Origin of the sequence: Glycomyces buryatensis, from assembly GCF_004912275.1 — a bacterium.
In the GTDB taxonomy this organism is placed as follows: domain Bacteria; phylum Actinomycetota; class Actinomycetes; order Mycobacteriales; family Micromonosporaceae; genus Glycomyces; species Glycomyces buryatensis.
Genome location: NZ_STGY01000083.1, coordinates 22,000 through 37,691 on the forward strand (window position 1 = coordinate 22,000; position 15,692 = coordinate 37,691).

15 protein-coding genes are annotated in these 15,692 nt (G+C 69.3%); 12 read left to right on the forward strand and 3 right to left on the reverse strand.

Annotation, left to right across the window (positions count from 1 at the left end; all coding sequences use genetic code 11):
* Positions 1–88: 88 nt before the first annotated feature.
* Together pafA and FAB82_RS24875 are read left to right on the forward strand one after the other, a co-directional pair.
* Positions 89–1,447: a Pup--protein ligase gene (pafA, locus tag FAB82_RS24870; RefSeq protein ID WP_136537267.1), complete on the forward strand. Its 1,359-nt coding sequence runs from the start codon at positions 89–91 to the stop codon at positions 1,445–1,447.
* A gap of 7 nt (positions 1,448–1,454) precedes the next feature.
* Positions 1,455–1,673: a hypothetical protein gene (locus FAB82_RS24875; RefSeq protein ID WP_136537268.1), complete on the forward strand. Its 219-nt coding sequence runs from the start codon at positions 1,455–1,457 to the stop codon at positions 1,671–1,673.
* A 357-nt stretch (positions 1,674–2,030) separates the two neighbouring features.
* Here FAB82_RS24875 and FAB82_RS24880 read toward each other — a convergent pair whose 3' ends face one another.
* The gene (locus FAB82_RS24880) at positions 2,031–3,128 is read right to left on the reverse strand and encodes a DUF3866 family protein (protein WP_136537269.1); all 1,098 of its coding nucleotides are present in this window, start codon (positions 3,126–3,128) and stop codon (positions 2,031–2,033) included.
* Positions 3,129–3,204: 76 nt separating this feature from the next.
* Here FAB82_RS24880 and FAB82_RS24885 point away from each other — a divergent pair, with 76 nt between their 5' ends.
* The 5 genes from FAB82_RS24885 to tatC all read left to right on the forward strand — a co-directional run bounded on the left by FAB82_RS24885 (position 3,205) and on the right by tatC (position 6,955).
* Positions 3,205–4,221, forward strand: a complete 1,017-nt coding sequence (locus FAB82_RS24885) for a helix-turn-helix transcriptional regulator (protein WP_136537271.1) — start codon at positions 3,205–3,207, stop codon at positions 4,219–4,221.
* Positions 4,211–5,152, forward strand: coding sequence for a helix-turn-helix transcriptional regulator (locus FAB82_RS24890; RefSeq protein ID WP_136537272.1), 942 nt, complete (start codon positions 4,211–4,213; stop codon positions 5,150–5,152). The genes FAB82_RS24885 and FAB82_RS24890 overlap by 11 nt, the downstream gene beginning before the upstream one ends.
* Positions 5,153–5,250: 98 nt before the next feature.
* Positions 5,251–5,460 (forward strand): hypothetical protein, encoded by a 210-nt coding sequence (locus FAB82_RS24895; protein ID WP_136537273.1) that lies wholly within the window; start codon positions 5,251–5,253, stop codon positions 5,458–5,460.
* 223 nt (positions 5,461–5,683) lie between these two features.
* The gene (gene tatA, locus FAB82_RS24900) at positions 5,684–5,971 is read left to right on the forward strand and encodes a Sec-independent protein translocase subunit TatA (RefSeq protein WP_136537274.1); all 288 of its coding nucleotides are present in this window, start codon (positions 5,684–5,686) and stop codon (positions 5,969–5,971) included.
* A 24-nt stretch (positions 5,972–5,995) separates the two neighbouring features.
* Positions 5,996–6,955, forward strand: coding sequence for a twin-arginine translocase subunit TatC (gene tatC, locus FAB82_RS24905; RefSeq protein WP_136537275.1), 960 nt, complete (start codon positions 5,996–5,998; stop codon positions 6,953–6,955).
* Positions 6,956–7,010: 55 nt separating this feature from the next.
* Here tatC and FAB82_RS24910 read toward each other — a convergent pair whose 3' ends face one another.
* The gene (locus FAB82_RS24910) at positions 7,011–7,748 is read right to left on the reverse strand and encodes an HAD family hydrolase (protein WP_136537276.1); all 738 of its coding nucleotides are present in this window, start codon (positions 7,746–7,748) and stop codon (positions 7,011–7,013) included.
* A gap of 98 nt (positions 7,749–7,846) precedes the next feature.
* On the opposite strand from FAB82_RS24910, the gene FAB82_RS24915 reads away from it, so the two are divergent.
* Complete coding sequence (locus tag FAB82_RS24915) at positions 7,847–10,573, forward strand: DEAD/DEAH box helicase (RefSeq protein ID WP_136537277.1); 2,727 nt, start codon at positions 7,847–7,849, stop codon at positions 10,571–10,573.
* A 124-nt stretch (positions 10,574–10,697) separates the two neighbouring features.
* Here FAB82_RS24915 and FAB82_RS24920 read toward each other — a convergent pair whose 3' ends face one another.
* Complete coding sequence (locus FAB82_RS24920) at positions 10,698–11,591, reverse strand: 5'-3' exonuclease (RefSeq protein WP_211116843.1); 894 nt, start codon at positions 11,589–11,591, stop codon at positions 10,698–10,700.
* 162 nt (positions 11,592–11,753) lie between these two features.
* On the opposite strand from FAB82_RS24920, the gene FAB82_RS24925 reads away from it, so the two are divergent.
* Genes FAB82_RS24925 through FAB82_RS24940 form a run of 4 tightly spaced genes read left to right on the forward strand, consistent with a single transcriptional unit; the run spans position 11,754 to position 15,657 of the window.
* Positions 11,754–12,536 carry a transporter substrate-binding domain-containing protein gene (locus FAB82_RS24925; protein ID WP_136537278.1) on the forward strand — a complete coding sequence of 261 codons (783 nt, stop codon included), beginning with the start codon at positions 11,754–11,756 and terminating at the stop codon, positions 12,534–12,536.
* A complete protein-coding gene (locus FAB82_RS24930) occupies positions 12,536–13,342 on the forward strand; it encodes an amino acid ABC transporter permease (protein WP_211116844.1) in 807 nt (268 codons plus the stop codon). The genes FAB82_RS24925 and FAB82_RS24930 overlap by 1 nt, the downstream gene beginning before the upstream one ends.
* Positions 13,339–14,106 (forward strand): amino acid ABC transporter ATP-binding protein, encoded by a 768-nt coding sequence (locus FAB82_RS24935; protein ID WP_136537279.1) that lies wholly within the window; start codon positions 13,339–13,341, stop codon positions 14,104–14,106. Before FAB82_RS24930 ends, FAB82_RS24935 begins: the two co-directional genes overlap by 4 nt.
* A gap of 12 nt (positions 14,107–14,118) precedes the next feature.
* Complete coding sequence (locus FAB82_RS24940; protein ID WP_136537280.1) at positions 14,119–15,657, forward strand: amidohydrolase; 1,539 nt, start codon at positions 14,119–14,121, stop codon at positions 15,655–15,657.
* Positions 15,658–15,692: the final 35 nt, after the last annotated feature.

Here is a 15,692-nt window from a genome sequence, read left to right on the forward strand (position 1 = left end):
CGCTAGATATCCATAGTGCCCGTCGCGGTCCGGAACCGTTTGATCGCGAGGGGTGTTCTCCTCAAACGAATCGGGGTAGGGTTTCGACATGGACAGGCGCATTTTCGGACTTGAGACCGAATACGGGGTCACCTGCACGTTCCGGGGACAGCGGCGCCTGTCTCCCGACGAGGTGGCCCGCTACCTCTTCAGGCGCGTCGTCAGCTGGGGACGCTCCTCCAACGTCTTCCTGCGCAACGGCGCCCGCCTCTACCTGGACGTGGGAAGCCACCCTGAGTACGCCACTCCCGAGTGCGACTCGGTCGAGGATCTCGTCAAGCACGACCGCGCCGGAGAGCGTATCCTCGAAGGACTCATGATCGACGCCGAGAAGCGCCTTCATGACGAGGGCATTGCCGGCGACATCTACCTGTTCAAGAACAACACCGACTCGGCCGGGAACTCATACGGCTGCCACGAGAACTATTGCGTGAGCCGCCACGGCGAATTCGGCCGCCTCGCCGAAGTCCTCATTCCGTTCCTGGTCACCCGCCAGCTCATCTGCGGCGCCGGCAAGGTCCTCCAGACCCCCCGCGGCGCCCGCTACTGCCTCTCGCAGCGCGCCGAGCACATCTGGGAGGGCGTCTCCTCGGCCACCACCCGGTCCCGCCCCATCATCAACACCCGCGACGAGCCCCACGCCGACGCCGAGCGCTACCGCCGACTCCACGTCATCGTCGGCGACTCCAACATCAACGAGATCACCACGATGCTCAAGATCGGCTCGGCCGACCTGGTGCTGCGGATGATCGAGACCGGCGTGACCATGCGCGACCTGACCCTGGAGAACCCGATCCGGGCCATCCGCGAGATCAGCCACGACACCACCGGCAAGCGCCTGGTCCGCCTCGCCTCCGGTCGCGAGGCCTCCGCCCTGGACATCCAGCGCGAATACCTCGAAAAGGCCAGGGACTTCGTCGACCAGCGCGGCGCCGACGCCACCACCAAGCGCGTCCTCGAACTGTGGGAGCGGGTCCTCCAGGCCGTCGAGACCGGCGACCTCGACTCCGTGTCCCGCGAGATCGACTGGGTCGCCAAGCTCAAGCTCATCGAGCGCTACCGCGAGAAGCGGGGCCTGGCGCTGTCCAGCCCGCGCGTCGCCCAGCTCGACCTGGCCTACCACGACATCCGCCGCGGCCGAGGCCTGCACCACCTGATGGAGGCCCGCGGCGAGGCCGAGCGCCTCACCCACGACGTCGAGGTCTTCGAGGCCAAAGAGGTCCCGCCGCAGACCACCCGCGCCCGCCTGCGGGGCGAGTTCATCCGCAAGGCCCAGGAGAAGCGCCGCGACTTCACCGTCGACTGGGTCCACCTCAAGCTCAATGACCAGGCCCAGCGGACGGTCCTCTGCAAGGACCCGTTCCGCTCCCGCGACGAGCGCGTCGACAAGCTCATCGCCAGCATGTGAGGAACCCGTGAGCGAGCAAGACCACGCCGGACGGGGCGGGCAGGATCGGCAGGAAAGCCGGTTCGCCCGCTTCGACCCGGTTGCCGCCTACGAACGGCGCACCACCCGCATCCGCGAGGAGATCGCCCGCAATCGGCGAGGCGAGTACAGGGTCCCGACCTGGGCCCTCGCGCTCGCGCTGGCGGGCGTCGTCGGCGTATGGATCCTCGTGCTGTTCGTGCTGTAGCGAATCGAACGACGCCCCGCCCGCGCATTCGCGTAGGCGGGGCGGTTCGCGTTCGGGCGCACGCCGGAAGCAGGATGCGCGGCAGGGAAAGGGCCCCGGTTTTCGACACTAGCGCGTCGATCCTGAAGGCACGCTGAAGCGTCGGCGTTCGGAACGTCCCCCAGTTCCGACCCTAGCGCCGGGGAGCTGAAGGTATGCTGAAGCGGCCGTGTTCAGAAGGGCCCCCGGTTCCGACGCTAACGCGGTGATGCTGAAGGCACGCTGAAGGCACGCTGAAGCGGTCGCGTTCGGAATGTCCCCCGTTTCGAGGCTAACGCGGGGAGCTGAAGGGCGGCTGAAGACTGATTGGTCGCGTGCTCAGGTTTGCGGCGACTCTGCCAGGAGGATTGCCGCATGGCGGCCCGCCACGGCTTCGGCCACGAAGTAGACGCGGTCGCGGTCCAGGCCCCGACCCATGGTCGACAGGCGGACCGGGAGCTCCTCCATCGCCGCGATCAGGCCCGCCGAGTCGACGGCGATTAGTCGGTGCCGATCGGGCAGTTCGGCCAGTTGGGACTTGATCTTGTCCTCGAGATCCGCGGGCAGCTCGTCCGGGACGGGAATGTCGGCTCCGGCCAGCGCGACCTTCCCGTAGGCCGTCATCGAATGGTGCGAGATGCCGCGGTGGCGTTCGCGTACGTCGCCCTCGGAGATCCGCAGCGAGGCCACGGGGCGTCCGCCGAGCACGGCGGCGGCGTTGACCGCCTCACCGGCGGCGGTGCCGGAGAAGCCCCACACGGTTCCGGTGCCGAGATTGCCCGGACCCTGGGCGACGATCGCGATGTCCGCGCCGCCGACGACCTTTGCCGCAATGAGTGCATTGTGGATATTGGTCGCCTCCAGGTCCCCACCGAAGCACTGCCCGGCGGTGACCGTGCAGCACAGCCGATCCGAGAGCTGGTCCATCTGGCGGGAGAACCACGCCGGGAGCGAGCCGCCGTCGGTCATGACATACGCGACCTTGGCCTCGGGCCAGGTGGCGTGGATGCCGGCCAGGATCGGCGCGAGGGCCGAGTGCAGGTCGGCCACGACGACCGGCATGCCCTCCAGACTCTCGCAGGTTTCGACCGCGGCGCGGTGGGGCGAGTCGTCCTCGTCCACGGCCAAGCGCATCGCCTGCATCGGCGTGTAGCGGGCCTTGACGATGTGCCCCGGCTCGTCGACGTCGGCCGGAAGCCGGTCGGGAACGGCGATGACCAGCGCGTAGCCGCCGGTACCGAGTCCCTTCGCGATGGCGTTGCAGTTGAGCAGCACCCGCTCGCCCGGTTCCGGGACGCCGACCAGGGCGTCATAGGCGAGCCCCTTGCAGGAAAAGGCGTCCTCGCCCTCGCGGGCCTCGACGTCGACTTCCAATTCGGTGCAGCCACTCCAGGAGCCGCGAACGGCGCGAACGGTACCGTATCGCCATCTGATCACGAACGGACACTATCAAAGGACCGTAGGACGGCGGCCGCGATGGCAGGTGCCGGGGCCGAAGGCATAGGCTGGGCGCGTGTCCAACGATCGCACTGAACGCCTGGTGAACCTGGTCTTGTGCCTGCTGTCGTCGCGACGCTTCCAGACGGCGACCAAGATCGCCCGGACCGTCCCCGGCTACGAGCACGACCTCAACGACAAGCGCGCGCATGAGGCCTTCCAGCGCAAGTTCGAGCGCGACAAGGCCGAGCTGCGCCGCATCGGCGTGCCCCTCCAATCGGGCACCGACGCCTACTTCGACTCAGAGCCCGGCTACCGCATCGCCCGGTCCGACTTCGAGCTCCCGCAGATCGAGTTCACCGACGCCGAGGCCGCCGCGGTGGCCGCCGCCGCGCGGTTGTGGCAGCAGCCCGAGCTCCAGTCCGGCTCCGAGCAGGCGCTGCGCAAGCTGCGCGCCGCCGGCATCGACGTCGAGTCCCATGCGGCCACCGGCCCGGTCAAGACCATGCCCGGGACCGAGGCGGCGCTGTCGCCGCTGCTGGAGGCCGTCTCGCTGCGCCGCGCGGTCACCTTCGACTACCTGGGCGCGCACGACGAGACGGCGCAGAAACGCCGCCTCCAGCCGTGGGGCTGTGCGGCCTGGCGCGGCCGCTGGTACGTGGCCGGATACGACCTCGACCGGGCCGCTCAGCGCGTCTTCCGGCTCTCCCGCATCACCGCGAAGGTCCGCCTGACCGGACCCGAGGACGCCTACGAGATCCCCGCCGACGTCGACGTGCTCGCCTTCGCCTCCGAGTCCGAGGCGCACCAGCTGCCCTCGCGCGCCAAGGTCGTGGTGCGGCCCCGCCGGGCCTGGGGCATCCGCCGCCGCGCCGACCAGATCGGCCCGCGTACCGCCGAGGGCGACGAGGCCTGCTTCTCGTACACCGACACCGCCTACACCGCGTCCTGGCTGGCCTCCTTCGGCGACGACGTCCTGGTGCTGGAGCCGCCCGAGCTGGTCAAGGAGACCGTCGCGTGCCTGCAGAACCTCGCCGACGAAGAGCCGGCCGTCGCCGCACCGCAAACGGGAGTCAACGCCGATGAGCTCTAACACCCGCCTGGCCCGCCTGCTCAATCTCGTGCCCTACCTGGTGGCCCGCCCCGAGGGCGTGCCGATCGCCGAGCTGGCGGCCGACTTCGACGTCAGCGTCGCCCAGCTCCGCACCGACCTGACGGCGCTGTGGATGTGCGGCCTGCCGGGCTACGGCCCCGGCGACCTCATCGACCTGTCCTTCGACGGCGACCACGTCCGCATCCTGTTCGCCGCCGGCATGGACCGGCCCGTGCGCCTTGCCGGCCACGAGGCGCTCGCCCTGTCGGTCGCCCTCCGGGTCCTGGGGGACACCCCGGGCGTGGGGGACCGGGCCGCGATCGCCTCCGCGCTCGACAAGCTCGCCGCCGCCGCAGGCGTCGAGGCCGCCGGGGTGGACGTGCGGGGCACCGTCGTGGAGGACGGCGTCGAACGCTACGCCGACCTGGTCGAATCGGGCCGCGCCGCCCGCATCACCTACTACTCGGCCCACCGCGACACCACCTCCGAACGGGTCATCGACCCCATTGAGGTCGTCGCCGCCGACGGCCACGCCTACCTGCGAGCCTGGTGCCGCACCGCCGGCGAGGTCCGTCAGTTCCGCATCGACCGGATCGACGCCTGCTCCGAGCTGGACGAGCCCTCCGAGCCGCTGCGGCTGAGCAACGGCTCCGCACCCACCGCGTTCCTGGAGGCCGAGCTGCCGCTCATCGAGCTGCGCGTCGGGCCCGGCGGCAAGTGGATCACCGACTCCTACCCGTGCGAGGAGGTCACCGGCGAGGCCCACGGCTACCGCCGCGTCAAGCTGCGCGCCCGCGACCTGGACTGGGCGCGGCGCTTCGTGCTCAGCCTCGGCGGCGAGGCGGAGGTCATCGCTCCCGAACAACTGCGCGAATCGGTCCGGCAGTCCGCGCGGGCCGCACTCGCCCGGTATGCGACCGCTTCCGCCTGACACCGACGCCCCGTCCCGTGGCTCGATGAGTGGTCGCCGATTGTGCAGGAGCATTGCCCGACCTCCCCGATCGGCGACCACTCATCTAGACTGTCGCCATGATCTGGGCGATATCGGGCGTGCTCGCACTTGCCGGACTGGTGTTCCTGGCCGTGGCCGCACTGCGGCTGCGCGCGGGCCTGAGCCAGCTGCGAAACGGCCTCGACCGTGTGAACGACCGGATGGAACAGGCGCAGGAACTGCAAGAACGCCTGAACCAGACCGCTGCCGCCGCTCAGAAAGTCACCGGGAGCTTCCCCGGTAAGTGACGGAGGACCGTCGCCGGCGCCACATTCTGATAAAGATCGGCGTTCCCGAAGCCTCCAGTGTTGACGGAAGTGCCGGCAGTCGGTAATGCTTGTCCGGCTTAACCGCGTGTTGGACCACCGGCCTCACAGCTGCCCGGGCGAGGCCTCAAGGCTCCCTGGCAGACGTCGGGCGAGGGGCATACGATGGTTAACGTCACCGACATATATCCGGAGGGACCGAACAATGGGTGCATTGAAGCCCTGGCACATCATCATTCTCGTCGTTGTCATCCTGTTGCTGTTCGGCTCGAGGAAGCTTCCGGACATGGCCCGGGGTCTGGGTCGCTCTATGCGCATCCTGAAGTCTGAGACTGAGCAGATGAAGAAGGAAGGCTCGAACCCCGAGGCCGACGGCGACGACCGCGCTGAGCCCAAGCACTCGCGCGAGCCGCTGGACCCGCCGAAGCCGGTATCCACTGACGACATTATCGATGGCGAATCCGTTGACGCGGACCGCAAGAAGACCCGGTAGGCGGTCTTAGAGCAGCATACTCAGATGGCTACCGAACCTCGGCGCGAGAGGAAACGCAGGAGTAAATTCCAGCGCGCCGCCGATGGCTCCATGACGCTCATGGAGCACATCCAAGACCTGCGCAGCCGGTTGCTCGTCGCGGTGCTCGTCATCCTGGTGGGCACTGCTGTCGCCTTCTATTTTGCTGAGACGGTCATCAATTTCCTGGCCGATCCGTACTGCTCCTCGCTCGCATCGGCCGACGAGAGCGGCGACGGAGCGAAGTGCGAGGCCGTGCTCAACTCGCCGATCTCCCACATCACGCTGTCGCTGAAGATCTCCCTGTACATGGCGTTGGTCGCCACGGCTCCGGTCTGGCTCTACCAGCTGTGGGCATTCATCGCGCCCGGCCTGCATCGCAGCGAGCGGCGCTACGCCTACCTGTTCATCGGGATCGCCGCGCCGCTGTTCCTGGCCGGCGCGGTCCTGGCCTACTTCGTGGTCTCCCACGGCATGGAGTTCATCATGCTGCTGGCGAGCCAGGACTTCGTCATCCTGTTGAACCTTGAGGACTACCTCAACTTCTTCCTCTCGGTGATGATGGTCTTCGGAATCGGCTTCGAGTTCCCGCTGATCATGTTGATGCTCAACGTTATCGGACTCGTCAACGCCAAGCAGATGCTCGGCTGGTGGCGGATCGTGGTGCTGATCAGCTTCATCTTCACCGCGGTCTTCACGCCCACCCCCGACCCGTTCGGGATGACGGCGCTGGCGATCTGCATGCTGATCCTCTACCTGGGGGCGTGCGGTATCGCCTATCTCAACGACAAGCGACGTGGCGTCACCTACGACGAGAACCTCGACGACGACGAGGCCGGCGATATCGGCGATGCCGCGGATGTCGGCGCGGCGAGCGCGGTTGAGACCGACCTGGTCGACGACGAGGACCCGGTGCGGCGCAACCGCCTCGGACGGCGAGTCGACGGATTCGACGACATCACCTGATGGCGCGAAGTCCGATGAGGACTGAATAGGGTGAATTACTTGCTGCGGGCCGGGTCTAGCACCCGGTCCGCACGAGTTTGAGGACCGCGTCCAGGCCCACGGCCCGGCCGGCCTCGGCGTGCGGCAGCAGGTAGCAGCGCGCCCCGATCCGGGACGCCCCGGCGTCGGCGATCGAGTCGCCCACCATGAGGACCCGGCCCGGCTCCACGTCGAGCGCGTGGCAGGCGGCGTAGAAGATCTTCTCGTCGGGCTTGCAGTAGCCGACCTCGTAGGACAGCACCCACGCGTCGATGAACCGGTCGATGCCCAGATACCGCAGTACCGGACGGGCGTCGAAGCCGATATTGCTGACCAGCGCGATCGGGTACCCTTGCGCCTTGAGCGACACCAGCGTCGCGAGGGTGTCCGCGTAGGACACCCACCCCTGCGGGGACGCCAGCCGGTCGTACAGCGCCTCGGCGAGGCCTTCGAAGACGCCGTGGGCCTGCGCGGCGAGCGCCGTGAACGCCTCCCGGTGGGCCTCTTCGTCCAGGTCCCGGTCGGCCCAGGCGTCGGCGAAGTTCGGGCGCACGCGCGGTTCCATGCCCGACCCGAGCCAGCCCTGCGCGCCGATGGCATCGGCCAGCGCGGTCACGGCGAGGGGGGAGAGTCGCTTACCGCAGGCCTCGGCCGCGAGCGAGACGGACCGGGTGAGCGGTTCGAGCTGCGCCAAGGTGCCGTGGAAATCGAACAGGACCGCGTCGACCCCGCCGCGGCCCTCCTCGTATTCGCCTGGTGAGGAATCCTGGTGCACAAACGGAAGATACCCGGCCGTGTAGGCGTCGTCACAACCGGGTGACGGCCCCGAGCGCGCCAGTGTGGTTGTCGGGCCCTGGCACTAGTCTTGGGGACATGGTGCATTCCTCCGGCGACGTGCAGGCCGACGAACGATCCCCGGCCGAGCGCCACACCGCCGCACAGGCCCGGCGCAAATGGCCCGAACTCACGTCGTTCGCCGAGGACTACCCCTTCGCCCTCGACGACTTCCAGATCCGGGCCTGCCGTGTCCTCGAGGACGGCCACGGGGTGCTCGTGTGCGCCCCGACCGGCGCCGGCAAGACCGTGGTGGGGGAGTTCGCCGTCCACCTGGCGCTCGCCGAGGACGCCAAGTGCTTCTACACCACCCCCATCAAGGCCCTGTCGAACCAGAAGTTCAACGACCTGGTCGATGCGCACGGGGCCGAGAACGTCGGTCTCCTGACCGGCGACACGGTCATCAACGGCGAGGCCCCGATCGTGGTCATGACCACCGAGGTCCTGCGCAACATGATCTACGCCGGCTCGCCCACCCTGGGCGGGCTGCGCTACGTCGTCATGGACGAGGTCCACTACCTCGCCGACCGCTTCCGCGGCGCGGTGTGGGAGGAGATCATCATCGAGCTGCCCGAGCGGGTGCGCGTGGTGAGCCTCTCGGCCACCGTCTCCAACGCCGAGGAGTTCGGCGACTGGCTCAAGAGCGTGCGCGGCTCGACCGAGGTGGTCGTCTCCGAGACCCGCCCGGTGCCGCTGTGGCAGCACATGATGGTCGGCGGGGTCCTGCTCGACCTGTTCGAGCCCGACGGCGACTACGTCAACAAGGAACTGCTCAAGAAAGACGCCCGGGCGCGGGAGCGATCCGAACGCTCCGGCGGCGGGCGCCGGCGCGGCAGGCCCTACGTCGACCGCGGCAGAGTGGTGTCCCGACTGGACTCGGCGGCGCTGCTGCCGGCCATCTACTTCATCTTCTCGCGCGCCGGATGCGATGCGGCCGTGGACGAATGCGTGCGCGCCGGGCTGCGGCTGACCGACGGCGCCGATCGCGACGCCATCATCGACCACGCGACCGCCGCCTGCGCCCACATCGACCCCCGCGACCTCGAGGCGGTCGGCTTCGACCGGTGGCTCGACGGCCTCGCCGCCGGTTTCGCCGCCCACCACGCCGGCCTGCTGCCGGTGTTCAAGGAGGTCGTGGAGAAGCTGTTCGAACGCGGCCTGCTCAAGGTCGTCTTCGCCACCGAGACGCTCGCGCTGGGCATCAACATGCCCGCGCGCTCGGTCGTGCTCGAACGCCTCATCAAGTACGACGGCACCGACCACGTCATGCTCACCCCCGGCCAGTACACGCAGCTGACCGGCCGAGCCGGGCGCCGCGGCATCGACGTCGAAGGCCACGCGGTCACCGTGTGGGCTGACGACATCCGTCCCAAGGAGGTCGCCGGACTCGCTTCCAAGCGCACCTACCCGCTGAACTCCTCGTTCGCGCCCTCCTACAACATGTCCGTCAACCTCATCAACGCCGCGGGCGTCGCCCGCGCCGAGGAGGTCCTGGCCTCCTCGTTCGCGCAGTTCCAGTCCGACACCGAGGCCGTCCACCTGGCCGAGCAGGCCCGGGCGCTCTCGCGCAAGGCCGCCGAATCGGCCGGGGCCGCCAAGTGCGACAAGGGCGACTTCCTGGCCTACTTCGAAGTGACGCAACGGCTCTCACAGGCCGAACGCGGCGCCCAGAAACGCCGCAAGGGCTCCCTGCGCGACGCCGCCCGCACCTCACTGGAAAAACTGCGCGGCGGTGACGTCGTGTGGATCTCGCGCGGCAAGCGCTCCGGGTGGGCCGTGTTCCTGCGGGCCAGCGGGCGCGGGCGCCACGACCTGCGCTGGGCCGTCGTCACCGACGACGGCTGGACCGGCAGCCTCGACTCCACCGCCTTCGACGGCGGCGTCGAGGTCGTCACGCGGGTGCGATTGCCCAAGCACTTCAATCGCAAGGACGTGAAGCACCGCAATGACCTCGCCGCCCAGCTGCGCGAGGCCACCCGCGACCGGTCCCGTCCCACGCGCCGCGGCGGCGCCGCCGAGACCCCCGAGATCGCGCGCCTGCGCGAGGAAGTCCGCGACAACCCGTGCCGGGACTGCCCCGACGCCGGGCAGCATACTGTTCACGCCTCGCGGTGGCTGCGCCTCAAACGCGAAGTCGAACACCTCAAGAGCCGTGCCGGACAACGGGAGCACTCGCTGGCGCGCCAGTTCACCGCCGTCCGCGAGGTCCTCTCCGAGTTCGGCTACCTCGAAGGCGAGACCGTCACCGACTCGGGGCGACTGCTGCGCAACATCTTCTGCGAGACCGACCTCCTCGTCGCCCAATGCCTGCGAGACGGCATCTGGGAAGGCCTGGAGGCGCCCGCGCTGGCGGCGATCGCCTCGACGGTCATCTACGAGTCCCGCTTCGAAGAGGACGAGTACTTCGTGGCGATCCCCGGCCCCATCACCGACGCGGTCGCCGCCACCGGGCGGCGCTGGGAGGCGATCCGGCGGGCCGAGAACTCCCGTGGCCTGTCGCTGATCTCCAAGCCGCAGCTCGGGCTCGCCTGGCCGATGTATCGCTGGAGCCGCGGCGAGGAATTGTCGAAGGCTCTCGCGGCCGCGGACGGCCCGTGGCCGATGCCCGGCGGCGACTTCGTGCGCTGGGCCCGCCGCACCGCCGACCTGCTGCACCAGATGGGCACGGCCGCGCGCGTGATCGGCACCAAGGGATCGAACAAGCTCGCCGACGAGGCCTTCGACGCGGTCGACGCGATCCGCCGCGGTGTCGTCGCCGACGTCTGAGCCAGGGAGTTCGTTGCACCGCAGTCGCGTTTACGCCGTCATCCTCGACACCCCTCAGGACGAGGCGGCCGCCGCATTCGGCGCGGGGGCCGAGATCGTCGCGGCCGGTAGCGAGAACCTGGGATTAGACGATCGCCTCGCCGAAGCGCTTCAGCGCCGAGCCGATGCCCCACTCGGCCGTGATCGCCGCGACCTTCGCCGGTTCGGTCGGCGCCGTCGGCAGTTCGGCGTCGATCGGCGGAAGGTCGACGTCGTCGGCGACCGTGGAGACCTTGAGCGCCCGGTCCAGGTAATCGGCCGCGTCCTCGATCGCCTTGCGCTGGCGTTCGGGGACGTCGGTGTCGTCCTCGGCCGCCGCAGCGCGGATACCCGAGATGCCGCCGTAGGTGTTCACCAGGCTCACCGCCGTCTTCGCGCCGATGCCCTTGACGCCGGGCAGCCCGTCGGAAGGGTCGCCGCGGAGGATCGCGAAGTCCACGTAGTGGCCGGGGTCGACGCCGAACTTGGTCGCGACCGCCGCCGCATCGAACACCTCGGCTTTGGATATCCCGCGTGCGAGGTATACGACCTTTCGGTCCAGCTCGTCGTCGACGAGCTGGAACAGGTCCCGGTCGCCGGTCACGACCAGCACCGGCTCGGCGGTGCGCGCGGCTAGAGTGGCGATCACGTCGTCGGCCTCGTATTCGGGGTGCGACGCCGTCGCCACCCCGAGCGCCGGCAGCAGCGCCTCAATGGCCGCGACCTGCGCGTCCAGACCTTCCGGGGTGTCCTCCGCGCCATCCTCGGTGGCCCGTTCGGCCTTATAGGTCGGCAGCAGATCCAGGCGCCACTGGGGGCGCCAGTTGCCCTCCAGGCAGCAGACCATCCCGGTGGGGGAGAAGCGGCGCGAGAGCGTCGCCAGACCGTCGAAGAATCCCCGGATCGCCCCCGACCGGGCGCCGCTGGGGGATTTGATCGATGAGGGCAGGCCGTAGTGCGCCCGGTACCAGAGCGAGGCCGCGTCGATGAGCATGAGCATGCCCACCACTGTCTCATGGGGGCCCGACTTCCGACGTGAACGGCGATTCCGCCCGTCCCACAGTGCGAAACCTGACACATTATGAGCCAGGTGCCATGACGGCGGCCAGGCCCGCCCTGAAAAGATCGGCACGCGAACGCAACGACATAAAGGAGCAATACGGTGAACACCACTGCCCGCCGTGCCGCCGCCGCCCTTGCCCTGATCGGGACCGGGCTGGCAGCCACGGCATGTTCGTCCGGCGCAGACGAGGACACCCTCACCGTCTGCACGAACGTTCCCTTCGAGCCCTTCGAATTCCAAGAGGACGGCGAGTACGTCGGCTTCGACATCGACCTGATGAATCTCCTCGGCGAGCAACTGGACAAAACCGTCAAGATCGTCGAGATCGACTTCTCCTCGATCGAATCTGGCTCCGCGCTCAACGCCGGCACCTGCGACATCGCCGCCGCCGGCCTCTCTATAACCGAAGAACGTGAAGCGGCCATGGGCATGTCCGAGGCCTACTACCGCGCCGACCAGGCCCTCGTCGCCGCCGACGGCGGCGACGTCGCCTCCCTCGACAACCTGTCCGGAGTCCAGGTCGCCGTCCAGTCCGGCACCACCGGCGAGTCCTACGCCGAATCCGTGTCCGAGCAGTACGGCTTCGAGGTCCGCGCCTTCGACAACATGGGCGACATCCAGTCGGCCCTCACCACCGGCAGCGTCGCCGCCTCCATCGCCGACCTGGCCACCTGGAAGACCATGATCGCTAAGACCGAGGGCCTGGCGGTCATCCAGACCATCGAGACCGAGGAGCACTACGGCTTCGCCGTCCAGAAGGACGACACCGAACTGCTCGACGAGGTCAACACCATGCTCAGCACGGCCTTCGAGGACGGCACCTACGCCGAGATCTACGAGAAGTGGATCGGCGAGCCCTACACCGAGGAACCCGCCGAATAGTGAAATCGCCGAAAACCTCCACCCTGACGGTGCGGCAGCGGCGGCGCTGGGCCCGGACGATCCAGTTCGCCGTCGCGCTCGCCGTCCTCGCCCTCTTGGCCGCGCTGGCAGACTGGGGCCGGATCGCCGACTCCTTCTTCCAGGTCGACATCGCGGCAGCGATGTTCCCGGCCGCGTGGACCGCGTTCGGCAACACCGTCCTCTACACGATCTTCGCGTTCATCTTCGGCATGGTCGTCGCCGTCCCGGTCGCGCTCATGCGCGTCTCGTCGTTCTTCCTGTACCGGTGGGTGGCCACGGCCTACGTCGAGACCTTCCGGGGCCTGCCGGCCCTGCTGGTGCTGTTCGGGGTCGGCTTCGGCGTCCCCCTGGCCTTCCCCGGCATCCAGTACCCCGGCGGCGTGTACGGCCAGGTCGCCCTCGGCCTGGGCCTGACCTCCTCGGCCTACATCGCCGAGAGCATCCGCGCCGGCATCCAGGCCGTCCCCAAGGGACAGGTCGAGGCGGCCCGCACGCTCGGCATGAGCCACACCCGCACCATGATCTCGATCGTGCTGCCCCAGGCGCTGCGCATCGTCATCCCGCCGCTCACCAACGAGCTGGTCATGCTCACCAAGGACTCCTCCCTGGTGTCCGTCCTCGGCGTCACGGCCGGCACCTTGGAACTGACCAAGTTCGCCCGCGACGAGATGTCGGACACCGCCAACGCCACCCCGCTCATCGTCGGCGGCCTGCTCTACCTGCTCCTGACCGTCCCGCTGTCGGCCCTGGCCCGCCGCCTCGAAACCAAGGAGGACCGCAAATGAGCACCGGCGAATCGCCCGAGACGACTGCCCTGGTCACCATTCGCGACCTGCACAAGTCCTTCGGCGACAACGAGGTCCTGCGCGGCATCGACCTCGACATCAACGAGGGCGAAGTGGTGTGCATCATCGGCGCCTCCGGCTCGGGCAAGTCCACGTTGCTGCGGTGCGTCAACCTCCTGGAAGTGCCCACCTCGGGCACCATCGAGGCCGCCGGCCACGACATGACCCACCCCGACGCCGACCTGGACGCCGCCCGGGCCGACATCGGCATGGTCTTCCAGCAGTTCAACCTCTTCAGCCACCTGTCCATCCTCGACAACGTCACCATCGCGCAGCGCCGGGTGTACAAGACGAGCAAGCCCGAGGCCGAGGCCGAAGCCCGCCGCCGCCTCGCCGAAGTCGGCATCGAAGGCAAGGAGCGGTCCAAGCCCTCCCAGCTCTCCGGCGGCCAGCAGCAGCGCGTCGCCATCGCCCGCGCCCTGGCCGTGAACCCCAAACTCATGTTGTTCGACGAGCCCACCAGCGCCCTCGACCCCGAGCTGGTCGGCGAGGTCCTGTCGGTCATGAAGGGCTTGGCCGCCGAGGGCATGACCATGCTCGTGGTCACCCACGAGATGGGCTTCGCCCGCGAGGTCGCGGACCGGGTGGTGTTCATCGACGGCGGCGTCATCGTCGAGGAGGGCACCCCGGCCGAAGTGCTCACCAACCCCAAGACCGAACGGGCACAGAGCTTCCTCCACCGCGTCCTCCACCCGGTCGACTGAGAGAATGGAGGTATGAGCCTCCAAAAGACGCTGTGGCGCGGCGGTCGCGTACTGAGCCCCACCAGTCCACACGCGACCGCCCTGCTGACCGAAGGCGACCGGATCACCTGGGTCGGCGAGGGCGATGACGCGCCGGCCGCCGACCGCACCGTCGACCTGGCCGGGGCCCTCACCACCCCGGCGTTCGTCGACTCGCACGTCCACCTCGGCGGCACCGGCGCCTCCCTGACCGGCCTGCACCTGGCCGGCCTCGGCTCGGCCGCCGAATTGCTCGACCGGGTCGCCGCGCACGCCCTCGACCTGCCCAGCGGAGCGATCGTCCTCGCCCACGGCTGGGACGAGACCACCTGGGGCGACCCGTCCCTGCCCCTGTCGGCCGAGGTCGAGAAGGCCGCCGCCGGGCGCCTGGTGTACCTCTCGCGGACCTGCGGGCACACCGGCATTGCCGGGCCAAGACTCCTGGCCGAACGGCCCGACCTGGCCGCTCTGGACGGCTTCGACGCGTCCGGGCTTCTCACCCGAGGCGCCCACCGCTCGGCCCGCGCCGGCGTGGCCGCCGCCGTCCCGATCTCCCAGCGCCTGGACGCCGTCCGCGCCGCCCTGGAGCACGCCGCGAGCCTGGGCATCGCCGCGGTCGCCGAGCACACCATCCCCGTCGCCGACGATCCCGCCACCGAGGACGAATTCACCGGCCTGATCGCGCTCGGTGCCAGGCCCGACCTGCCGGCGGTATACGGCTGGTGGGGCGAGCTCGGCGCGGCCGAAAGGGCCCGCGACCTCGGCGCTCACGGCTGCGGCGGCGACCTGTCCATCGACGGCTCCCTCGGGGCGCACACCGCCTTCCTCTCCGAGCCCTACCGCGACCGGCCCGCCGAGACCGGCGCCCGGTACTTCACCGCCGAGCAGGTCCGCGAGCACCTCTCCGCCTGCCACCGCACCGGGCTCCCGGCGGCGTTCCACGCCATCGGCGACGCGGCCATCCAGGTCGTCCTGGACGGCCTCGACCTGGTCGAGCCGCTGCTCGGCCTCGACGCTATCCGTCACGCCCGCCACCGCATCGAGCACGCCGAACTTCTCAACCCCGCCCTGACGGCCCGCATGGTCCACCACGGCGTCCACGCCTCGGTCCAGCCCTCCTTCGACGCCGCCTGGGGCGGCAGCGGCGGCATGTACGCGGCCCGGCTCGGCATCGACCGCGCACTGGCGGCGAATCCGCTCTCGCGCATGGCCGGCGTCGGCGTCCCGCTCGCGTTCGGTTCCGACTCCCCGGTCACCCCGCTCGACCCGTGGGGCGGCGTGGCCGCCGCCGTCGGCCATCACAACCCGTCGTTGTCGCTGACCCCCACGGCCGCCTTCAGCGCCGCGACCAGAGGCGGATGGCGCGCGCTCGGCGTGGACGACTCCGGAGCCCTCGCCCCGGGCATGCGAGCCGATTTCACAGTGTGGGAGCTCACCGACGGCCGTATCCCCGAGCTGAGTGATCTGCACACGCCCGCTCCCATGTGCTCCATGACCATCGCCGGAGGACACCTCGTGTACCAGCGCAGTTGACCTGCGCCGGAGCCGAAAGGGCCCCATACGCGAGA